Origin of the sequence: Acinetobacter sp. YH12096 (assembly GCF_013419215.1) — a bacterium.
Classification (GTDB): Bacteria; Pseudomonadota; Gammaproteobacteria; order Pseudomonadales; family Moraxellaceae; genus Acinetobacter; species Acinetobacter amyesii.
In genome coordinates this window covers 79,155-100,313 of record NZ_VPAM01000005.1, presented here as the reverse complement: position 1 = coordinate 100,313, position 21,159 = coordinate 79,155, and the positions used below count along the sequence as shown (strand labels likewise).

At 43.6% G+C, this 21,159-nt stretch carries 16 protein-coding genes; 8 read left to right on the top strand and 8 right to left on the bottom strand.

Annotated elements, in window-relative coordinates; all coding sequences use genetic code 11:
- Nucleotides 1-177 precede the first annotated feature (177 nt).
- Both FTU36_RS03560 and FTU36_RS03555 read left to right on the top strand, forming a co-directional pair.
- The gene (locus FTU36_RS03560) at nt 178-3,666 is read left to right on the top strand and encodes a PAS domain-containing hybrid sensor histidine kinase/response regulator (protein ID WP_180022766.1); all 3,489 of its coding nucleotides are present in this window, start codon (nt 178-180) and stop codon (nt 3,664-3,666) included.
- Between the two features lie 447 nt (nt 3,667-4,113).
- Nucleotides 4,114-4,863 (top strand): hypothetical protein, encoded by a 750-nt coding sequence (locus FTU36_RS03555; RefSeq protein ID WP_218954374.1) that lies wholly within the window; start codon nt 4,114-4,116, stop codon nt 4,861-4,863.
- 169 nt (nt 4,864-5,032) lie between these two features.
- On the opposite strand, the gene FTU36_RS03550 is transcribed toward FTU36_RS03555, so the two are convergent.
- Nucleotides 5,033-5,683 (bottom strand): response regulator transcription factor, encoded by a 651-nt coding sequence (locus FTU36_RS03550; protein ID WP_078190543.1) that lies wholly within the window; start codon nt 5,681-5,683, stop codon nt 5,033-5,035.
- Nucleotides 5,684-6,057: 374 nt separating this feature from the next.
- Between FTU36_RS03550 and msuE the strand changes: the two genes are divergently transcribed.
- The 4 genes from msuE (at nt 6,058) to FTU36_RS03530 (ending at nt 10,586) form a co-directional block, all read left to right on the top strand.
- Nucleotides 6,058-6,789 (top strand): FMN reductase, encoded by a 732-nt coding sequence (gene msuE, locus FTU36_RS03545; protein ID WP_078190544.1) that lies wholly within the window; start codon nt 6,058-6,060, stop codon nt 6,787-6,789.
- 39 nt (nt 6,790-6,828) lie between these two features.
- Nucleotides 6,829-7,935 (top strand): dimethylsulfone monooxygenase SfnG, encoded by a 1,107-nt coding sequence (sfnG, locus tag FTU36_RS03540; RefSeq protein ID WP_078190545.1) that lies wholly within the window; start codon nt 6,829-6,831, stop codon nt 7,933-7,935.
- Between the two features lie 493 nt (nt 7,936-8,428).
- Nucleotides 8,429-9,847: a deoxyribodipyrimidine photo-lyase gene (locus tag FTU36_RS03535; RefSeq protein WP_180116818.1), complete on the top strand. Its 1,419-nt coding sequence runs from the start codon at nt 8,429-8,431 to the stop codon at nt 9,845-9,847.
- A gap of 124 nt (nt 9,848-9,971) precedes the next feature.
- The gene (locus FTU36_RS03530) at nt 9,972-10,586 is read left to right on the top strand and encodes a riboflavin synthase subunit alpha (RefSeq protein ID WP_180116817.1); all 615 of its coding nucleotides are present in this window, start codon (nt 9,972-9,974) and stop codon (nt 10,584-10,586) included.
- Between the two features lie 71 nt (nt 10,587-10,657).
- Here FTU36_RS03530 and FTU36_RS03525 read toward each other — a convergent pair whose 3' ends face one another.
- Both FTU36_RS03525 and acs read right to left on the bottom strand, forming a co-directional pair.
- Nucleotides 10,658-11,836 (bottom strand): acyl-CoA dehydrogenase family protein, encoded by a 1,179-nt coding sequence (locus tag FTU36_RS03525; protein ID WP_180116816.1) that lies wholly within the window; start codon nt 11,834-11,836, stop codon nt 10,658-10,660.
- 305 nt (nt 11,837-12,141) lie between these two features.
- A complete protein-coding gene (gene acs / locus FTU36_RS03520; RefSeq protein ID WP_180022761.1) occupies nt 12,142-14,085 on the bottom strand; it encodes an acetate--CoA ligase in 1,944 nt (647 codons plus the stop codon).
- A 284-nt stretch (nt 14,086-14,369) separates the two neighbouring features.
- On the opposite strand from acs, the gene FTU36_RS03515 reads away from it, so the two are divergent.
- Nucleotides 14,370-14,948 (top strand): DUF805 domain-containing protein, encoded by a 579-nt coding sequence (locus tag FTU36_RS03515; protein ID WP_180011586.1) that lies wholly within the window; start codon nt 14,370-14,372, stop codon nt 14,946-14,948.
- A 123-nt stretch (nt 14,949-15,071) separates the two neighbouring features.
- Nucleotides 15,072-16,043 carry a mechanosensitive ion channel family protein gene (locus FTU36_RS03510; protein WP_078190551.1) on the top strand — a complete coding sequence of 324 codons (972 nt, stop codon included), beginning with the start codon at nt 15,072-15,074 and terminating at the stop codon, nt 16,041-16,043.
- On the opposite strand, the gene FTU36_RS03505 is transcribed toward FTU36_RS03510, so the two are convergent.
- The 5 genes from FTU36_RS03505 to prfB all read right to left on the bottom strand — a co-directional run bounded on the left by FTU36_RS03505 (nt 16,029) and on the right by prfB (nt 21,108).
- Complete coding sequence (locus FTU36_RS03505; RefSeq protein WP_180116815.1) at nt 16,029-16,739, bottom strand: 16S rRNA (uracil(1498)-N(3))-methyltransferase; 711 nt, start codon at nt 16,737-16,739, stop codon at nt 16,029-16,031. The genes FTU36_RS03510 and FTU36_RS03505 overlap by 15 nt on opposite strands.
- A 325-nt stretch (nt 16,740-17,064) precedes the next feature.
- Complete coding sequence (locus tag FTU36_RS03500; RefSeq protein ID WP_180116814.1) at nt 17,065-18,345, bottom strand: 3-deoxy-D-manno-octulosonic acid transferase; 1,281 nt, start codon at nt 18,343-18,345, stop codon at nt 17,065-17,067.
- Nucleotides 18,346-18,432: 87 nt separating this feature from the next.
- Entirely contained in the window at nt 18,433-19,521 is a 1,089-nt protein-coding gene (locus FTU36_RS03495; RefSeq protein WP_111884475.1) for an alkene reductase, read from the bottom strand.
- A gap of 37 nt (nt 19,522-19,558) precedes the next feature.
- Nucleotides 19,559-19,858 carry a helix-turn-helix transcriptional regulator gene (locus tag FTU36_RS03490; RefSeq protein ID WP_078190555.1) on the bottom strand — a complete coding sequence of 100 codons (300 nt, stop codon included), beginning with the start codon at nt 19,856-19,858 and terminating at the stop codon, nt 19,559-19,561.
- A gap of 154 nt (nt 19,859-20,012) precedes the next feature.
- Nucleotides 20,013-21,108 (bottom strand): peptide chain release factor 2 gene (prfB, locus tag FTU36_RS03485; protein WP_111884474.1). Its coding sequence is split into 2 segments (ribosomal slippage): nt 20,013-21,035 and nt 21,037-21,108, totalling 1,095 coding nucleotides; the frame shifts between segments, so codons are not numbered across the junction.
- Nucleotides 21,109-21,159: the final 51 nt, after the last annotated feature.

Here is a 21,159-nt window from a genome sequence, read left to right as displayed (position 1 = left end):
TTCTCCTTACGCCGAACCTTGGCGCGCAATTTTCTAATTCGAATTATTTCGAAGCTAAACTTACCAATGTTCCTTATCTCTTGTAATTTAGACTTTGGTCGTTAAATTTTGAGCAATAACCTCCCTAAGCCTATGGATGCGTTATCATTAAGCGAGAATTAATATGCTGCAGGCTCTATGAATAGTTGGCTTATCGTCGGGGTATTGGCCCTTTACATCGCATTACTCTTTGTATGTGCATTCTTTGGTGAAAAGCATGCCAGCAGGCTCAGTACTCGCGGCAGAATGCTTCTCTTTAGTCTAACTTTAGGGGTTTACTGTTCATCTTGGACGTTTTATGGCGCAACAGGTGCCGCGGTTCGTGAGGGCATTATTTTCCTGCCGATCTATCTAGGACCGCTGCTATTTGTTGCGCTCGGCTATGATATTTGGCGACGTTTAGGCCGTGTCCGTCAGCATCATGCCATTTCATCGATTGCCGACTTTGTAGCAGCACGATATGGTAAAAGTGGCCCCTTAGCGTCATTAGTCACGATCCTTGCCGTGATTGCCATTATTCCCTATTTAGCCTTGCAACTACGTGCAATTGCCCTAAGTGCAACGGTCATTTTAGAACCGACCGCTGGTCTGACCAGCACCACCAATAGTGTGCTGTTTTTGACTGGTGTATTGGCGATTTTGGCGATGATGTTTGGGACACGACAGATTGCCAATACTGAACAGCACGGCGGCTTAATGTTGGCTGTGGCATTTGAGTCTTTCGTCAAGCTGTTTGCACTACTTGCAGTCGCATTTTTCTTTGTTTTTGAATCACCTGAAAACATGGCTCAAATCAGCCATGACATCAACACCACCTTTAAAGATGTTCAGCTCAAAGGTGTGCCAGAAAGCTTTTGGATTCAAACTTTATTGGCTGCATTAGCGATTATTTGTCTACCACGTCAGTTCCATGTCGCGGTGGTTGAACTGCGAGATGAAAAGCATATCCGTGGTGCTCGTCGTTGGTTTGCCATTTATCTGATTTTAACCATTATCGCGATCATCCCGATTGCCAGTTGGGCGCTGCATGCAGCACCTGCCTACTTGGCAATCCCCGATGTTGCTGTGCTCTCACTGCCTTTGAGTTATAACCAAGACTGGTTGACCTTACTTGCGTTTCTCGGTGGTTTTTCAGCATCGACAGGTATGCTGTTGGTGTCGTCAGTGGCCTTGTCGATTATGCTCAGTAATGACTTGATCATGCCTGCACTGTGGCGTACACGCTTATTGTCACGTCATGACAAACGCCTACCACTCGTACTGAAATTCACACGTCGTGTATGTATTTTAGCGGTCATGTTATTGGGCTTCTTGTTCTTCCATTTCTTCAATGACATTGACCAATTATCGGTATTTGGCCTATTGGCCTTCAGTGCTGTGGCACAGTTTGCACCGGCGTTAATTGGTGGTTTATATTGGCGCGGCGGAAGTAAGCAAGGCGTATATGCAGGTCTGTTGGTCGGTTTTGGCATGTGGGCTTATACCCTGTTATTACCAACCGTATTGCGTAGCCTACCTGAACAATTTAAAACATTTACCGAAAATCTTTTAAGTCAGGGTCCGCTAGGCTTGAGTTGGTTACGTCCTGAAGCACTGTTGGGGTTTGAATCTTTCGATCCACTTACCCATGGCGTAGTTTGGGCGCTCGGTTTAAATATCACCCTCTATATTTGGATTTCCCGCGTCTTCCGTCCAAGTGTTGCCGAGCAAATTCAGGCCGAAAGTTTCTTTTATTATGAAACCAAGCCCCTCCCGGCTCAAAGTACATCAAACGACATCAGCTATATTCACCATGATGTGGCACGCTTAAAAGTAGGTGATCTGATTACTTTGGCAAAACGCATTACCGGTGAAGGTCCAACTATGCGCGCCTTCAACCAGTTCTGCGCACAAAACAATGTCGTTTTGAATGAAAATAGCAGCGCCAACGGCATGTGGTGGCGTTTTACCGAACAGTATCTTGCCGGCACCATCGGTGCGGCATCTGCCCGTACCCTACTCACCACAGCCATGGTCAATAATGGTTTAGCACTCGGTCAGGTCGCAAATATTCTTGACCAAGCCTCACAGTGGCAGCGCTTTAACCAAAACCTGATCATGACCATGATCGACCATATGACTCAAGGTGTGTCCGTGGTTGATGAAAATATGTGTTTGGTGGCATGGAATAATCAATACCTCAAACTGTTTGATTATCCAAAAGACATTGTCTATGTCGGTTGCCCAATTTCAGACTTGATTCGTTATAACGCTGAACGCGGCGAATGTGGTCCTGGTTCAGTCGAAGAACATGTGCGTAAACGTATGCATTGGATGCAAGTCGGCAGCGCACACGAATTTGAACGAATTCGTAAAGATGGTCGTGTAATTCAGATGCGCGGGAACCCGATCGAAGGCGGTGGTTTCGTCACGACCTTTGCCGATATTACTGCATTCCGTGAAAATGAAGCCTTGCTTGAAGGGCGTGTACAAGACCGTACCCAACAGTTGGCAGATGCCCTGTCCGAACAACAATTGGCACGTGAGCAAGCCGATAAAGCCAATATGTCGAAAAGCCGCTTCATTGCTGCTGCAAGCCATGACTTATTGCAACCGATGCATGCTGCTCGCCTGTTTAGTACCGCCCTCGAGCAAAGCGTACAAAATGATGATGATCGTAAAACGCTTCAGCAACTAGATCGTGCGCTGCATGGTGCGGAAAGTATGCTCTCTGCCCTCTTGGATATCGCACGACTCGAAGGTGGAACCATTCAACCAAAACGTCAGCCTTATCCGCTGCATGACTTACTCAGCGATCTTGAACTGCAATTTAAATCGATTGCGGCACAGCGTAATATCAAACTGACCGTACATGATGCTCAGTTCTGGATTGACACCGACCCACAGTGGATTCGTCGTATTATTCAAAACTTCGTCAGCAATGCCCTACGCTATACGGCGCGTGGTCGTGTTGTGGTGGGTGTGCTACGTTCAGCACGTCCAGGACATATTCGTATTGGCGTTTGGGATACAGGTCCAGGGATCGCGGAAGAACAGCGCATTAAGTTGTTCCAAGAGTTCGAACGCTGTGGACATACCTCTCCTTGGGGCGAACAGGGCCTGGGCTTAGGTTTAGCCATCGTGCAACGCATGACCAGCCTACTCGACTACCCAGTGCATGTGTTCTCAGAACTTGGTCATGGTTCGTGTTTTATGATTGAAGTGCCTGTGGTCGCTGCGCCAAAAGTGGTCGCTGCACCGACTCAAGCGGTTCCGCTGAAGACCAAAGCCTATAAGATTCTGTGCTTAGACAATGATGAAACCATTTTGGAAGGGATGTCGACCTTACTGACCAAATGGGGCTATCAAGTCTTTAAAGCCACTGAACCTGAACAGGCCATGGAGTTGATTCAACAAGAAAATATTCAAGTTTGGTTGGTTGACCAACACTTGAATAACAACAAGATCGGTCTCGACTTTATTTTAGATAACCGTCAGGAAAATGTCCCTGTGGCGCTGATTACCGCAGATTCTGATCCTGAACTACCGCAACGTCTAAAAGAGTTAAACATCGTCTTACTGAAAAAACCATTGAAACCGGCTTCACTGCGTTCATGGTTATCTGGTTTAAAAATTTCAAATCAGTAGCGTTGTTACAGGACATCGCTCTGTGAAAAGTAGCCCATTTCATTCACATGAAATGGGCTTTTGTTTACCTTGCTTTTACTTAAACTTACCTAACTGGCAAAAAAATTTGTCTCAACAGCAAGACCATTCAAAATAGCCCCGATATTTCGTCTATTTATTAGCCATAAATATCAAATTAAGATTGCCTATGGCAAAAGATATCGAATGCGTGAGTGAACACTTGTACACTTAGTTACAATTAAAAATCTATTTGATTTAAATCATATTTTTATAACCAAAAATAAAAACTAAAACTTTAGTCGTATATTTAGCTGCGGCCGTTCGTTTTAAAAATATTCATAAGAAGTTGATCAGTTTCAAGCCAATTCAAGAAGCGTCATAACTCAACACTTGAGAAGCTGATCTCCCCCGCATATTAGGAGTGATCTTGTGAATATTTCAGAAACAATGCCGCATGGTTTTGATCAAAATCTACAGTTTCATCGTCAGTATGGTGCCAATGCCATTTTGCCAGAGATCGATTGGCGTCAGCTATTTAAGTTCAGCAAATTAAGTGATGTGCAAGTCGAAGCGCTGGAAACGCTCTATCGCAGTGCCGTTCCTCTCGCGTTACAAGTGTTTGATGAACTGAATTTTGATGTCTTTGCGCCAAATGCCTACAAACCTCAAGGCCTTGGCTTATTCGATCGACTGGTAGAACAGGAAGATCTACTACTGCAAAATTTAGAAGCAGAATCCAATGGCTTAGGTTTGGACACCCGTCATCAGATTTGGAGCATGCTACTGCGTGGTGGTGCGGTCTTAGTATTTAAAGCTTGGCTCGGTAAAGTCAAAACCGACAAAAACCAGCTGGATAAAACACAGTTTGATGAATTATCCGATTTACTATTTATTAAAACAGCGCCATTTGAATTGGCACAACGTTTAAATGTTGATGCCAACTCCAAGCAAGACCATATCTTCCTGATGTATGACAATGATGTTTATCTGGACCGTTTTAACAGCTTAGAAACCGCAGCTCTATTTGTGGATTTGGGTGTTTATGATGCTGCTTTCCTGAGTTTACGTGATGACCGTGTCGCGGATTATCTCAAAGCGCGCGGCTATGTGTCCGATGAACAAATTGATGAATTGCAATGTGCGCTCAACCCTTTGTACTGTACCGATCTGACGCCTAAGCAAGACTATATTGCTTAAGTTGAAGTGGTTTGTTTAAGTCATTGTTAAGTTGCATTGCTCTATTGCTTTTAAACCACATGTAAAGACCTAACAGCATTTACACCGAAATGATCCAGCGCCAGCATTAGCGCTTAAATAGCATAAAAAAAGACCTCCATCGTGGAGGTCTTTTTTTTTGAAAAAATCCTTAGATTTTCTTTTCTTCAATATTCAATGCATTAATTGCCAATACAGCTTGAGTTCGGTTTTGTACGCCCAACTTACGGAAAATCGCCGTTACATGCGCTTTAATGGTTGCTTCAGACACATCCAACTCATAGGCAATTTGCTTATTCAACAAACCTTCCGCCACCATCATTAACACACGGAATTGTTGCGGTGTTAAAGACTGAATACGTTCTGCCAATGCTGTTTCATCTGCAGCACGTGGGTCAAAGTTCATGTTGGCAGGTAAATTTGGTGGTAACCAAATCTCGCCTTCTAAGACTTGACGAATCGCTTCACCAATGTGGCTCGGATGTGCAGATTTTGGAATATAGCCCATCGCGCCATGTGCAATCGCACGTTGGATAATCGACGCTTCTTCATGCGCAGAGACCACAATGATAGGAATCGATGGATATTGTGCGCGAATATGCACCAAGGCAGAAAAGCCTGAAGCGCCTGGCAAGTTTAGATCCAATAACACAAGATCAGGCTCAGGGCCATTTTCAAGACGTTCATAGCATTCATTGACTGCTGCAGTCTCATGAATTTGCGCCTGAGGCAAACTATAACGAACCGCCTGAATTAAAGCATGACGAAACAGCGGGTGATCATCAACGATTAAAATATTCATAAGCAACGTGAGAGATCTTGTGCACAATGACCCTATTCTAACCACACATGCTATGTGAAGGATATGCAAGAACTTATTTTTTTGCATTTAAAATGTAGATTTTCACCTAAAATGCGTCTTTTTTCGCATTTTCTATAAATCTTTAAATCTAATCATATTTTCATATAAATTTTATCAACACAGTAAAAATGCTTATATCTAAGCATTATATGTTGAAATATCAACAGTTTAAAATTTGAAATTTCACGAATCTTGAGGTTTTTCCAACATATCTAAAAATCAGATAACTTTTCTGATTTTCGTTATTTTACAGTGATCCACGCATCGGGATTAATAAAAGGCATTCCGAGAAACCACACTTTTAGGTTTAAAAAATGTCTCAAGTTAATCTACAAAAACCCCTGAATATTGTTGCTGTGTCAGGTGGTCTAAACAATCCATCTAAAACTGAAGCTTTGGTACAAGCCATTGTTGATGAGCTCGGTGATGCGACTCCAATCAATGTGCATTTTATTAAGTTTAGTGAAATTGGCAATTTATTAGGTGGCGCGATTTACCGTAACCAATTGCCACAACGTGTACAAGATGACCTTGCTGCCGTTGAAGCTGCTGATGCACTGATTGTTGGAACGCCAGTTTACCGTGCTTCATTTACAGGTCTATTTAAACACTTCTTTGACTTTGTCGAACAAACTGCATTGGTCGATGTACCTGTCTTGCTTGCAGCTTCGGGTGGTTCTGAACGCCATGCTTTAGTGCTTGAACATCAACTGCGTCCATTGTTCAGTTTCTTCCAAGCGCAAACATTGCCGATTGGGGTCTATGCAACAGATCGTGATTTCACCCCTGAATACACCATTCATAGTGAATTACTCCGTGACCGCATTACTTTAGCTGTAGCACGTGCGCTGCCGATTTTGGAATGGGCTCCAGCCAAAGGTCAGCGTGCTGAAGTGGTGAAAGCCAAGTCTCAACAAGCCAACCAAAACTTGGGCATTAATAAGCAAATCGAGCAAGAAGAAGTCCTTCCTTCTGCAGCCGTTCCAAGTTTGGATGCTGCTGAAGCTCGACTGCATAGTAAAAAGCCAAAAACGCAAGTGGCCTAAACACCACAGCATAACAATTCGATCCCGAGGGTTTGCAAAATGTCAGTACAAGAAAAAAACATTACATTTGCGTATTGGGTACCAAACGTCAGTGGTGGTTTGGTGGTCAGTAATATTGAACAGCGTACCGATTGGAGCTATGACTATAACGTGCGTTTGGCACAAGCTGCAGAAAAAAGTGGCTTTGATTATGCGCTGACTCAAATTCGTTTTACCGCAGGCTATAACGCGGAAAATCAACATGAATCGGTTAGTTTCAGTCATGGTATTTTGGCCAAAACCGAAAAGCTCAAAGTCATTGCAGCGATTTTACCCGGCCCTTGGAAACCAGCTCTGGCTGCGAAACAATTGGCGACCATCGATCATCTTACCAATGGCCGTATTGCGATTAATGTCGTGAGTGGTTGGTTCCGTGGAGAGTTTGATGCGATTGGTGAAGAATGGCCCGAGCATGATCAACGCTATGCGCGCTCTGAAGAATTCATTCGTAGCCTAAAAGGCGTATGGACGCAGGATAACTTTAGTTTTGATGGTAAATACTATCAATTTAAAGACTACACCCTATCTCCAAAACCTGTGCAAAAACCGCATATTGAAATCTTCCAAGGCGGCAGTTCACGTGCAGCACGTGACATGGCATCCCGTGTTTCCGATTGGTACTTCACCAACGGCAATACCCCTGCTGAGTTGAAAAAGCAGATCGACGATATTCGTGAAAAAGCCAAAGCCAACAACCATCAGGTCAAAATCGGGGTGAATGCCTTCATTATTGCCCGAGATACGGAGGAAGAAGCCCAAGCGGTGCTTCAAGCTATTATCGACAATGCCAATACCGAAGCGGTCAATGCTTTTGGCGATGCAACTCGTGAAGCAGGTGCATCCACCAAAGAGGGCGAAGGTAACTGGGCAAAATCAACTTTTGAAGATTTGGTTCAATATAACGACGGCTTTAAAACCAATCTGATTGGCACGCCACAACAAATTGCCGAACGCATTGTGGAACTCAAAAGTGTAGGTGTCGATTTGGTTCTCTCAGGTTTTCTCCACTTCATTGAAGAAGTGGAATACTTTGGCGAAAAAGTGTTGCCACTGGTTCGTGAACTGGAAGCTCAACAGCAGCAAGTTGTGCAGGCTAAATCAGCATAATTGTTGATGCAGTCACAGCTCATGTAATCAGCATAATAATCACAACCGGCTCACTTCACTTTCCTCCCCTAAGGCTCGGCTTAGGGGATTTTTTATCTCGAGTACCATTTAAAGACATGCTCTGATTCTAGAAAATGAGCTGACCTGTAGACAAAGAAAAAGCCCGACATCCTGTCGGGCTTTTTCTATATGGATACTTAAGCATGACTCCTGTCTTGCTTCACAGTCCTGATGGTGAACACTTTGTTATTGTTTTATGTTCCGGAACGTCCTGTTCCTGTATGAGTTCATCTTAGGTAAAATTTAAAAGTGCGCCTAGCGTCAAAAACTTCGTTGCTTGTACGCTTAAGCTGACAGAATTGTGCGCAATCGGTTAAGTTAAACGATAGATATTATATGGTTTTTTATAGAAATCGATTTTTTAGATAATTTCATTACCAATAGATACCCCCGTAATTCTGGTGATATTTCCAACAAAAACGAGGCAATAAACATGCAACTGGTTTGGTTTCGACAAGATTTAAGACGACATGACCATAGCGCACTGTGGCAGGCGACACAGTCTGGTCCAACGATTGCCTTTATTGCGCTTTCTCCTGAACAATGGGCAAGGCATGACGATGCCCCCATTAAAATCCATCGCTATCTTGCCCAACTGGAACTTTTGCGACAGCAATTGGCTGAACTAAATATTCCACTGATTATTCAGCATATTCCCCATTGGTCAGACATCGCCAATGAGCTATTAACCCTATGTACTCAGCTCAATATACACACTGTTCATGCACATATTGAACATGGTGTGAATGAACTTAAACGAGATCGCGAAGTACAACAGTTATTAGAACAGCAGCACATCTCTGTTGAGCTGTACCATGACCGCACCCTGTTTCCTGTTGGCAGTATTCGCAATCAATCTGGACATCCTTATCAAGTTTTCGGTGCATTTAAGAAAAATTGCTACGAAAAATTAAGCATCAGTCTGCCTACTTGTTATCCCGCTATTGAAGCCCAAGCGGCTCTCGAACCGCATCCGCTGTGGCAAAATCAATTTGATTTAACTCCTTTTTATCCCACATCGCTGTTAGCTGCTCAAATCGAGCTTTGGCCGATTGGAGAAGATCACGCACTACAGTGCTTAGATGAATTTATTGAACAACATCTGCATCGTTATGCTGATGATCGGGACTTTCCTGCGCTCAATGGAACCAGTCGAATTGGCATGTATTTAAACTTGGGCATCTTGTCTATTCGCCAATGTCTGCAAGCCCTTTTTCGTGAACAAGGCGGCTATTTCCAGATCGACCACAGAGGACAACAAACTTGGCTCGATGAGCTGCTTTGGCGTGAATTTTACCAGCACATTTTATTTGACTACCCGCAAGTTTCTCAGCACCAGCCGTTTCAAGCCAAAACCTTAAAAATAAAATGGCGCCATGCACCACAAGACTTTGCTGCGTGGCAATACGGCCAGACGGGCATTCCGATCGTCGATGCAGGGATGCGTCAACTACTGGCTACGGGTTGGATGCATAATCGGGTGCGGATGATTTGTGCCATGTTCCTCAGTAAGAATCTACTGATCGATTGGCGGTTGGGGGAGCAATGGTTTATGCAGCACCTTGTCGATGGTGACTTAGCAGCCAATAATGGCGGTTGGCAATGGTGCGCCTCGACGGGTACAGATGCTGTACCTTATTTTCGGATTTTTAACCCGATCAGCCAATCTCAGAAATTTGATCCGAACGGGGATTATTTACGTCAATGGCTACCTGAACTCGCAGATTTGGATGCAAAGCAAATTCACCAACCCTTTGCCAAAAATCCTCAACTAGAATTGAACTACCCTCAGCCGATTGTCGATTTAAAGCAGTCTCGCCTAGCGGCAATTGAAACATTCCGAGCATTGTAGAGACTGCCAAGATCGAACTGCTAGGGATCAAAACGCTGTACTGAAATGGTCACTCTAAGGCATAGCCGATCGGTCGTTTTGTCCCTACAATACAGAAAACGCAAATCATTTTAGAGACGCTCACATGTATACAGGCATCGTGCAAGGTTTAGAAAAAGTCTTAGACATTCGTCAAGGCAATGGCTTCACAACCTTGGTGATTTCAAATCATCAGAATTTTTTTCATGATGTCTTTATCGGGGCAAGTGTTGCAATTAATGGCGTGTGTTTAACGGCCACACATATTGATTTGGCAGCCAACCAAGTACATTTTGATGTCTCTGATTTAACCAATCAACTCACCACGCTGAAAACTCTCAAAGCTGGTGATGAGGTCAATGTCGAACGCTCAGCCAAAGTTGGGGCAGAAAATGGTGGTCACAATCTATATGGTCATATCGAAGGCACAGCCACGATCAAAAACTTAGAGCATCGCGGGGAAACCTTTCATCTCGATATTCACATTCCAGCAGGCAATATTAAATATTTCTTTCTCAAAGGTTTTATTGGGCTCAATGGTTGTAGTTTGACTGTGAACCGTGTTGATCGTGCCAATAGTGAAATTTCAATCGATCTTATTCCTGAAACACTGCGCCTCACTACATGGAAAAATGTCCAAGTCGGTGATGCCGTGAATTATGAAATTGATCAAACAACGCGAACCTTAGTCGATACCTTAGAAAATATTCATCAGCGTTAAATCGACTGACAGCACATTGCAAAAAAGCCTCCCTTTCGGAGGCTTTTTATTGGCTCATGTGCAATATATGTTTAAGAATAAAAACTTGGATCTGGCACTTTCGCTGTGAGCACCCATTCACCGACCTCCTGATATTTATAATCAATCGGATCGTGCAGGGTCTGGGTACGCACATTGCGCCAGAAGCGGTCTAAATTCAGTTTGGCCGTCGTGGCACGTGCGCCCATCACTTGGAAAATATTTTGCGTAATGTATAGCGAGCTATTGGTGGCTGCGATTTTGGCTGTTGCAATCGCAATAGAGACTTCTCCACGTTGTTCCGCCGTCAAAGCTTCACCAATCTCCCAAGCCCATTGCAAACGCTGAACCGCTTTATCTGCCAATAAACGTACACTTTCTAATTGCACATAAAACTCAGCAAAATGCTTTTGAATAAATGGGTCATTCACTGCATTTTCAGCCAATGATTTTGACCACGCCTTTTGGTTTTGAACCGTCTGTTTTGCTGTTTCAAAAGCCCCTTCTGCCACCCCTAAAAACAAATGCACAAAGATCAACTGTGCAATCAATGGACGCAAGCTGGAATACGGCGTACTCAAAGGCCCCGGGTTCAGTAGTAATTCATCTTTGGAAATTTTTACCTGTTCAAAATGACTGCTTCCACTGTCGGTTTGACGTTGTCCCATATTGTCCCAATCGCCGAGAAAACTGACGCCTTCACGTGCTGTAGGAATCACCCCGATCAATAATTTTCCATCGTCATTGAACCCGGAACACAGCAAAATATCTGAATCCATGGAACCCGAACAGAAGCTTTTATCGCCATGAAACACATATTCATGTTCAGACAATTGCGTCGCTGTAGTACGGCGGTCCAAAGGGTTTAAGGTATTACCCCAAAATAAATGCTCACGTGCAGTCTGTTCAAACCACGGGCCATATTGCTCTGGCTGCGCGAACAACTGTACCGTTGCAATCAATAAATGATGGAAACCATAAACATGCGCCAATGAGCTATCCACTTGAGCAATGGTTTGAATGGTTTTAAAAATCGTCAGCCAATCTGCCCCCTGTCCACCGTATTGTTTTCCAATGGAAAGTGCAAGCAAACCACTTTGACGAATCAAATCACGTTCAGCTTTGGGATTTCCCCCCTGCTTATCACGCTGAGCAGCCGTCGTGGCAAATTCTGCCGCCAGTTTTTTGGCAATGTCGATCGGATCTTGAGTCAATGGAATTGAAGCGTTCATATATCTGTCTGATTATTCTGTTACCGTTTTAGCTTAACAAAGTAGAGGCATTCCGCTTATCTCAATGCCTGCAGTCTATATCTGTAAAATCTATATCTCATGAAATCTAAGTCACCAAGATTCAGGCGACTTATAATTTGATCATTTTATACGTCGTATTTAGGATGGATAAAATCCATCATGAACGTCCCTTCATCCTAATCAACTTTTATAGGAGAAAGGACGTTCATTATTGCTTTAATAATCCTTCATATAAGCCATAGTGAACTTTCATCAGAACGTGATCACTCACGCTCAAATTGTTCTTATGACTTCGGATAAACCGTAGCAATCAAATGTTCAACCACTTGAGGTTCTGCCAAGGTCGAGGTATCACCTAAAGAGTCCAACTCATTGGCCGCAATTTTTCTTAAAATACGGCGCATGATTTTACCAGACCGCGTTTTAGGTAAGGCTGGCGCCCAATGCAGTGCATCTGGCGTTGCCACTGGTCCAAGGACTTTTCGTACCCAAGCCACCAGTTCCTGACGCAACTCATCCGTCTCGGCTGTCCCGGCTTGTAAGGTCACAAAGGCGCAAATCCCCTGTCCCTTAATATCATGCGGCATACCCACCACCGCAGACTCTGCCACAGCATCATGTGCAACCAGCGCACTTTCAATTTCAGCCGTTCCTAATCGATGCCCTGAAACGTTTAAGACGTCATCCACACGGCCCGTAATCCAATAGTAGCCAGACTCATCACGACGTGCGCCATCACCTGTAAAATACGTCCCCGGATAAGTGGAGAAATAAGCTTCAATAAAGCGCTCAGGATCACCCCAAATGGTTCGCATTTGTCCCGGCCAAGAATCCTTAATCACCAAGTTACCTTCTACGGCGCCTTCAAGCTCATTGCCTTCAGCATCAACTATCGCAGGTTGTACACCAAAAAATGGACGCGTCGCCGAACCCGGTTTTAAATCAGTTGCCCCCGGCAATGGCGTAATCATGAAACCACCCGTTTCTGTTTGCCACCATGTATCCACCACTGGACAGCGGCTTTCACCTACCACGGTGTAGTACCAATTCCATGCCTCTGGGTTAATGGGTTCACCCACTGAACCTAGTAAACGCAGACTACTACGGTCACTTTCTCGGACAAAGGCATCCCCTTCTCGCATCATGGCGCGAATTGCAGTCGGTGCCGTATATAAAATAGTGACGTTGTGTTTATCGACAATATGTCCGGTCCGAGCCCAACTTGGATATTGTGGTACACCTTCAAACATCACGGTCGTGGTGCCATTCGACAATGGCCCATACAACACATAAGAGTGTCCCGTAATCCAACCAACATCGGCAGTACACCAAAACACATCATCTTGTTTAAGGTCAAAAACTTCACGGAAGGTACAATTCACATAGGTTAAATAGCCGCCTGTGGTATGCAATACACCTTTCGGTTTTCCTGTCGAACCTGATGTATACAAAATAAATAGCGGGTCTTCGGCATTCATAGGTTCAGGTGGACAAATATCATTAACCGACATGATTTCCATGTGATACCACAGGTCACGATCTGCTTTCATTTCGATCGGGTTACCTGTACGGTGCACCACAATGACATTTTGAACCGAAGATGTGCCTTCGATGTCGAGTGCAAGATCGACATTTTCTTTGAGTGGAATGGGCTTACCACCACGCATCCCACAATCCGCAGTAATCACGACTTTCGCCTGACTGTCATCGATACGACTTGCCAATGAGTCTGGTGAGAACCCGCCAAAAACCACGCAGTGTACTGCTCCAATTCGGGTACAGGCCAACATCGCAATTGCCGCTTCTGGCACCATTGGCATATACAGCACCACACGGTCGCCTTTGCCCACGCCATGTTTTTTCAGCACATTAGCAAAACGGCAAGTTTCATCATGCAGTTCTTCAAAAGAAATGATTTTATGCCGTGAAGGATGATCTCCTTCCCAAATAATGGCTGGTTTATGTGGATGTTCTTTTAAATGTCGATCGAGACAGTTGGCACTGACATTCAGTTCACCGTCAGCAAACCACTCAATCTTGAAATCATCTTGCTTAAAATTTGTATTTTTAACTTGGGTAAACGGTTTGATCCAATCGATCTTTTGCGCTTGCTCCGCCCAAAACTCATCTGGTTGTTCAATCGATTTTTGATAACGCTCAAAGTACTCCGACTCATTGATGCGCGCGGTTTTTTTAAAACTTTCAGGTACTGGATAGATCTCTTTCATATTGTATTTTCCTTGATCTGATTCATCTCATCACGAGATGCCATGCCACATTTCTACTTTTATAATTTCTGCATCACAGCAGTATGACGATTAATTTTTAATCGCAGCAATCATGCTTTGGTCGTATTATTCTTTCCCATTTAAAGCACATCTATAAGCAAAATTTCAACAAAAACATGTTTCAATTCAGTATCTGATCAGTTCATTTGAACCTATAATGCAAAGGTAATTTTACTCAGCATTCCACTTTTTTATTCTTCCATACACGTTGAGTTGACCCAAGCATGAATACCAATGACTCTTCTTTCTTTTCCCGTCAGACGACCACTACATCGGATAATCCCCTGAAACCAGATGGACGTTTTGGTCGACTGAGCATGATTGGTTGGTATGGCTTTCTCAATATCATCAGCTTTTTTGCCTTGATCGCTTTAAGCCTTGCCGTGGGTATTTTCAACATCAATACCATGACGTTAAATGAGCAATTTGTTGGCATATTCACTGGGGTATCTGGCCTCGCCTATTTGGCGATTATTATTCTCTATATCTATTTTTATTGTGTCTTTGTCGTGCGTCGGCTGCATGACCTCAATAAAGCCGGTTGGTTGCTACTGCTCTTATTTATCCCCGTGATCAATCTATTCTTTATCCTGTATTTATTATTGGCCTCAGGCACACCGACCGTAAATCAATACGGCGCGCCACGCCCTGCTGCAGTTTGGGAAAAAATTCTGGCATGGTTGATGATTTTAATCAGTGTCTTGTCGCTCGTGGCTACAGGTAGCATCACGTCTTATATGATGGGTAGCGGAGAAATTGAATCGCCTACAGAAATCATTCAACAAGGTACTGAATATTTCTAAGCCACTAACCGAATCTGAGCCTGTCTGAATTTTGATACATCCGTTCGCAAGCCTGTAAATGAGGGTTATTTTCGCCACTAATTTCAGGCAAAATAGCGAAAAATCGAAACATTTGGAAAACTCGTGGCTGAAAAAGAAAATGCCTTGAGTGATGTCACTCAAGGCACGACTCAACTTTTGCAAGAGGCAACAGAAAAAACCGCACAAACCGTGCTGGAACATACCTCTAAATATAATGACGCATACTCAACGATCGATAAATTTGTCGATGGATTTTGGGAACGCCTGCCTTATATTTGTATCGCATTAATTGTTTTTACGATCTTCTATCTACTGTCAAAACTCTTTAGATTCTTTGTTCGTAAAGCACTCACTGACCGTTCTTATTCAAAACAAAATCTAGTTTTGGTCCTGAACCGTGTCGGTAGCTCAGCCATTATGTTCTTCGGTTTCCTGATTGCAATGGTCATTGCGATCCCTGGTTTCACACCGGGTCAGCTCATGAGTGCCTTGGGGATTGGTTCGGTTGCAATCGGTTTCGCGTTTAAAGATATTTTCCAGAACTTACTGTCGGGTATTTTGATTCTCCTCGGTGAACCGTTCAAAATCGGTGACGACATTATTGTGTCAGGAATGGAAGGTACAGTTGAAGATATTCAAATTCGTGCAACCTTCCTACGCTCTCCCGATGGTCGTCGTATCGTGATTCCAAACGCGACGGTTTACACCAGTGCGGTAACGGTGAATACCGCTTATCAACGTCGTCGTTGTGAATTTGTGGTGGGTATTGGTTATGAAGATGACATTCAAAAAGCTAAAAACATTGTTTTGGCCATTTTAGACAAAGACCCGACCATTTTGAGCCAACCTGCGTTTACCGTAAACGTGAATGCTTTGGCTGATTTCTCGGTCAATCTGAATGTCCGTTGGTGGGTAGATACCACAGAAACCACCACTGCGAACTCGATCAGTGAAGTGCAAGAACACGTTATCCAAGCATTCAATCAAAATGGTATTTCAATTCCGTACCCTGTACAGGAAGTGAAAGTTTACCGTGGTGATCAAGCTGAGGCAGAAGCTTCAACAGCTAAATAATCGCCCTAAAACGTACGGAATCACAGTTTCTGTACGGATAATTCGGTTGCCTAAGCTGACTGCTTGGCAGCCGTTTTTTATGAGTAAATCTACCTCATAAGGAATAAATCCACCTTCAGGTCCAATGATGATCGTACATCCATGTTGAATCCCTGTAGGCATCACATCTTCGACATAAGGATGCGCCACATAAGCGGGATAGTCCGAGGAGATCATGCTCGGTAGAACATCCTCCACAAAGGGCTTAAAGCGTTTATACAGTTCAATTTTGGGCGCAATGGTGTCACCTGCCTGCTCCAAACCCAACGTCACATAGTGATCGAGCTGCTGTAAAAATGGCGTCTGCCAATAGCTTTTATCCACGCGATAACTGTGCAGCAAAATGATTTTTTCTACGCCTAAGGTGACGGCATCCATGATCAGACGGCGCAACACTTTCGGACGAGGCATTGCCACAATTAAAGTCACCGGATGCTTTGCTGGTACTTCTTCTTCTTGTAAGGGTTTAAGTTGAATGCGCTCATCACTGATACTGACGATTTGGGTTAAATAACGCTTTCCTTCCCGAATCCCGACTTTGAGGGTATCGCCCACCTGTATATTCACATGGTTTTTTAAATGCTCAATTTGGCGTTTGGCACTGATATTCCACAGTTCAGATTCAGTTTGACGTGGGTCAAGCAGGACAATGTTCATAAAAATTCTCTTACCCAGTTCAATTGGATACGCGAAAACGTCATCCACAACGGTTCAAGGCAACACTCAATAGAATCACTCAAGTTTCAGCGATTATTTGTTAGACATAAAAATTCGACGCGTTTTGTCGGTGAGCTGCACTGCACCGCAAGATGGCTTCCTTGCGAAGCTTCGCATTCCATTTTGCCGAATGAGAAACAACGTTTCGTAAGAGTACCTCCAACCGAAGGCTAAGCCCTTTCTTCAAATCTTAAATGTAAGACTCTGTCGAGCCTATTCATTCATCTGTTTAAAGCATCAACCAATTTAAATCATGGTTGTAAATTCAAAGGTATTGATCAATCACCTGAATATGCTTTTGCAGCGACCCAGTATTCTTTTGCATAATCAGCTGAGCTGCATCATTTAAAGCCTGCGCTTTCGCAGTATTTTGAATGATCTCAACCAATGCACTAGCCGCCTGCTCAAAATCCTGCACAACCACAACCGCATGGGCCGCTACAAATTCATCCACAATGGTTTGAAAATTAAAATAATGCTGACCTAATACTGTCGGGACATGCAGCGCGATAGGTTCCAAAATATTATGTCCACCGCCCGGTACATTTAAAGACCCGCCAACAAAACAAGCCTGACTCAGTGCCAGCCAAAGCCATAATTCACCCATACTATCCGCTAAATACACTTGCGTTTCAGGCTGAATCGTTTGCTTTAAACTGCGGCGCTGTGTGCGTAAATTCAGTTTCTGCGCTTCTACAAAAACCTCATCAAAGCGTTCGGGATGCCGTGGTACGACGATACATAATAGCTCAGGCTGTTGTTGCAAAATCGGCTGCAGTGCTGCGAGCAGTTTTTGTTCTTCTGGTGCATGTGTACTGGCAATGGTAATGATTTTGCGCTCTTGCAAAGCCCAATCTTCGCGCAACTGCGCTGCTTGTTGCACAAAGCTATCGGGTGCATGAATATCAAACTTGATACTTCCCACGACCTGACTGGTATGGGGGTTTGCACCCAACTCAATAAATCGCGCTAAAGTTGCCTGATCTTGCGCCAATAATTGTTTCAAACTCTTTAGCATCGGCTGCGTCAAACTCGGGACTTTGCCATAACCTTTCGCCGATTTTTCAGATAATCTGGCATTAATTAATAAACACGGAACGTTGGCCTGATCGGCTTCAATCATCAAATTTGGCCAGAGTTCAGTTTCGACCAGTGCCAACATTTTCGGTTGATATTTTTCGATAAAACGACGGACTAATTTTTTTTGATCTGCCGGCAAATACACGGCCTGAAACAGTGATTCATAAGGTGCTTTTAAAAATAATTGTTTCGCACGCGCTTGTCCGGTTTTGGTGGTATTGGTGACTAAGACTGGATGGCTTGCTTTGAGATAATGTTCAATCAGCGGCTGTGCAGCGTTGGTTTCTCCTACGGAAACCACATGAAACCAAATTGCATTGCGGTTTTTAACCGGCTGAAATGGCCCAAAGCGCTCAAGACACTCTTGCTGATATAGTTGGAGATCTTCAGCACGTTTTTTGATGCGCCATTGATATAGCGGTTTAATCAGCGCCAAAGCTGCGTTATACCAAAAAGGAGTAGTCAAATTATTACGCTCAAAAACGGTTTGAATCGGCAGAATATATCAGAGCATTATCCACATGTTAATGGATAATGCATATTCAAGTGTCGATTAATAGGTTGAACGACCTGAACCAAATTTATTTTTCATGCTTGGATAATCAATATAGCCTTCGGCTACATCAGTTCCAATCATATTTTCCAACTGCAATTCATTCAGTGCAGCATTCGCCAGCAAACGTTCAAACAAATCTGGATTGGCAATATAGGCTTTACCAAAAGACACCGCATCGGCTTTACCTGAGGCCAATAAATCTACAGCATCTTCACGGCTTAAACGCATATTGGCAATATATGGCACACCATTTGAGCGCTGTTTCAGATAATCACTAATACTGTCATCCGCCAGATATTCACGGGTAAAGAAAAATGCAATCTTCCTCTGCCCCAACTGCTCTAAGGCATAGCCAAAGGTTTCACGTGGATCATGATCGCCCATGTCGTGTTCATCACCACGCGGCGCAAGATGTACACCTACACGACCTGCACCCCACACTTCGATCAGCGCATCCACCACTTCAAGCAATAAACGTGCGCGGTTTTCGACAGAACCACCATACTCATCTTCACGTAAATTGGTTTTGCTTTGTAGGAATTGATCGATCAAATAACCATTGGCCGCATGCAATTCCACACCATCAAAACCGGCTTCTTTGGCTTTGATCGCAGACTGTTTGTATTGTTCTACAATGCTTTTGATTTCTGCAATCTCTAATGGACGTGGCACGACATATTCGCGTTTTGGGCGAAGCAGACTGACATAACCCGCCTGTTGTACCGCACTGGCAGAAACTGGTGTATCACCATTCAAAAGGTCGGGATGTGAGACACGTCCGACATGCCACAATTGTGCCACAATTAAACCTTGCTGTTCATGTACGGCTTGGGTCACCAATTTCCAGCCCTGAACTTGAGCATCGGTAAATAAACCCGGCGTCTGCAAATAGCCATTAGCTGCTTCTGAAATGACTGTTGCTTCTGAAATGATTAATCCAGCACTTGCACGCTGTGCATAATATTCAGCCATCATCGGCGTTGGAACACGGTCAATGGTTGCACGACTACGGGTTAGTGGCGCCATTACAACGCGATTTTTGAGGTGTAAATCACCCAAAATGAGAGGAGTATTAAGTTCAGCCATATATGTCTCGCCTAACACTTCAAATGCGAAAAATGATTTAAAGTGAGTTCTGCAGATAATCAATATATTGCTGAATGAGTTCTTCATTGCGCGAAAAATACGACCATTGACCATATTTCTCGGCTTGAATTAAGCCCGCCTGTTGTAACACAGACAAATGATTAGACATCGTAGACTGCGAAACATTACCGAGTTTTTCGATATTGCCAGCGCATACACCACGATTAAAGCCGCCACATTGTTCTTCTGACAAAAACTGTTCTGGTGTTTTCAACCATTCCAAGATTTGACGTCGAGTCGGATTGGCAAGTGCTTTAAAAATTAAATCAATATCCATAATTTAAACGGGTTTAATTAAATAAAAATTTGGACAACAAAGTTCTATTCAGCATCTTGAATACAATATATCGTATTTTTTCGATTTTTATATCGATTTTTATAGATATATTAATCAAAAACAGATAGAACTTTGTTTTCTATATAAATTTAAATTACAAACCTTGTTTGAGGCTGGCTTCAATAAACTTATCTAAATCGCCATCAAGCACTGCACCGGTGTTTGAACTTTCTACACTGGTACGTAAGTCTTTAATACGCGAGTCATCTAAAACGTATGAACGAATTTGACTGCCCCAACCGATATCTGACTTGGTGTCTTCCAACGCTTGTGCCGCATCATTACGTTTTTGCATTTCAAGTTCGTACAATTTTGCACGTAACTGTTTCCATGCATGGTCACGGTTGGCGTGCTGTGAACGTTGGTTCTGACATGCCACCACAATCCCTGTTGGAGCGTGAGTTAAACGTACCGCAGAGTCTGTTTTGTTAATGTGCTGACCACCCGCACCAGATGCACGATAGGTATCAGTACGTACATCAGCTGGATTGATTTCAATTTCAATATTGTCATCAATTTCAGGCGATACAAAAACCGCTGAGAATGAAGTATGGCGACGATTACCTGAGTCAAAAGGTGACTTACGGACTAAACGGTGTACGCCAGATTCTGTACGTAACCAACCATATGCATACTCACCTTCTACACGGATCGTTGCAGACTTGATCCCTGCCACATCACCATCAGATTCTTCCATCACTTCTGCTTTAAAGCCATGACGTTCAATCCAACGTAGATACATACGCAGTAACATCGATGCCCAGTCCTGTGCTTCAGTACCACCAGAACCTGCTTGGATTTCGACATAGCATGGGTTCGGGTCCATCGGATTACTGAACATACGACGGAATTCTAATTTCGCAAGTTCTGCTTCCGCTGAAGTTAACTCTGCTTGCACATCCGCAAGTAAGCTTTCTTCTTCTGCTTCAACCGCAAGATCCAACATCGCTTGGGCATCTTCTAGCTGAGTTGAAAGCCCTTCGAGCACGTTAATGACGTTTTCGAGTTCACCTTTTTCTTTTGCCATTGCTTGCGCACGGCTTTGATCATTCCAAATTGCTGGGTCTTCCAGCTCACGTAGAACCTCTTCTAAACGCTCTTTTTTCAGATCGTAGTCAAAGATACCCCCGTAATGTTTGACCACGGTCGTTTAAGTCTTTTAGCTGTAATAGATACGGATTAATTTCCACGTGAATTACTCTCAATCAAAAAATTTGGCTTAAATAGCCGCCTATTATATC

Excerpts from the sequence above, each read along its gene's own strand:
- FTU36_RS03560 (WP_180022766.1), top strand. The coding sequence starts at position 178 with ATGAATAGTTGGCTTATCGTCGGGGTATTGGCCCTTTACATCGCATTA.
- FTU36_RS03555 (WP_218954374.1), top strand. The coding sequence starts at position 4,114 with ATGCCGCATGGTTTTGATCAAAATCTACAGTTTCATCGTCAGTATGGT.
- FTU36_RS03550 (WP_078190543.1), bottom strand. The coding sequence starts at position 5,683 with ATGAATATTTTAATCGTTGATGATCACCCGCTGTTTCGTCATGCTTTA.
- msuE (WP_078190544.1), top strand. The coding sequence starts at position 6,058 with ATGTCTCAAGTTAATCTACAAAAACCCCTGAATATTGTTGCTGTGTCA.
- sfnG (WP_078190545.1), top strand. The coding sequence starts at position 6,829 with ATGTCAGTACAAGAAAAAAACATTACATTTGCGTATTGGGTACCAAAC.
- FTU36_RS03535 (WP_180116818.1), top strand. The coding sequence starts at position 8,429 with ATGCAACTGGTTTGGTTTCGACAAGATTTAAGACGACATGACCATAGC.
- FTU36_RS03530 (WP_180116817.1), top strand. The coding sequence starts at position 9,972 with ATGTATACAGGCATCGTGCAAGGTTTAGAAAAAGTCTTAGACATTCGT.
- FTU36_RS03525 (WP_180116816.1), bottom strand. The coding sequence starts at position 11,836 with ATGAACGCTTCAATTCCATTGACTCAAGATCCGATCGACATTGCCAAA.
- acs (WP_180022761.1), bottom strand. The coding sequence starts at position 14,085 with ATGAAAGAGATCTATCCAGTACCTGAAAGTTTTAAAAAAACCGCGCGC.
- FTU36_RS03515 (WP_180011586.1), top strand. The coding sequence starts at position 14,370 with ATGAATACCAATGACTCTTCTTTCTTTTCCCGTCAGACGACCACTACA.
- FTU36_RS03505 (WP_180116815.1), bottom strand. The coding sequence starts at position 16,739 with ATGAACATTGTCCTGCTTGACCCACGTCAAACTGAATCTGAACTGTGG.
- FTU36_RS03495 (WP_111884475.1), bottom strand. The coding sequence starts at position 19,521 with ATGGCTGAACTTAATACTCCTCTCATTTTGGGTGATTTACACCTCAAA.
- FTU36_RS03490 (WP_078190555.1), bottom strand. The coding sequence starts at position 19,858 with ATGGATATTGATTTAATTTTTAAAGCACTTGCCAATCCGACTCGACGT.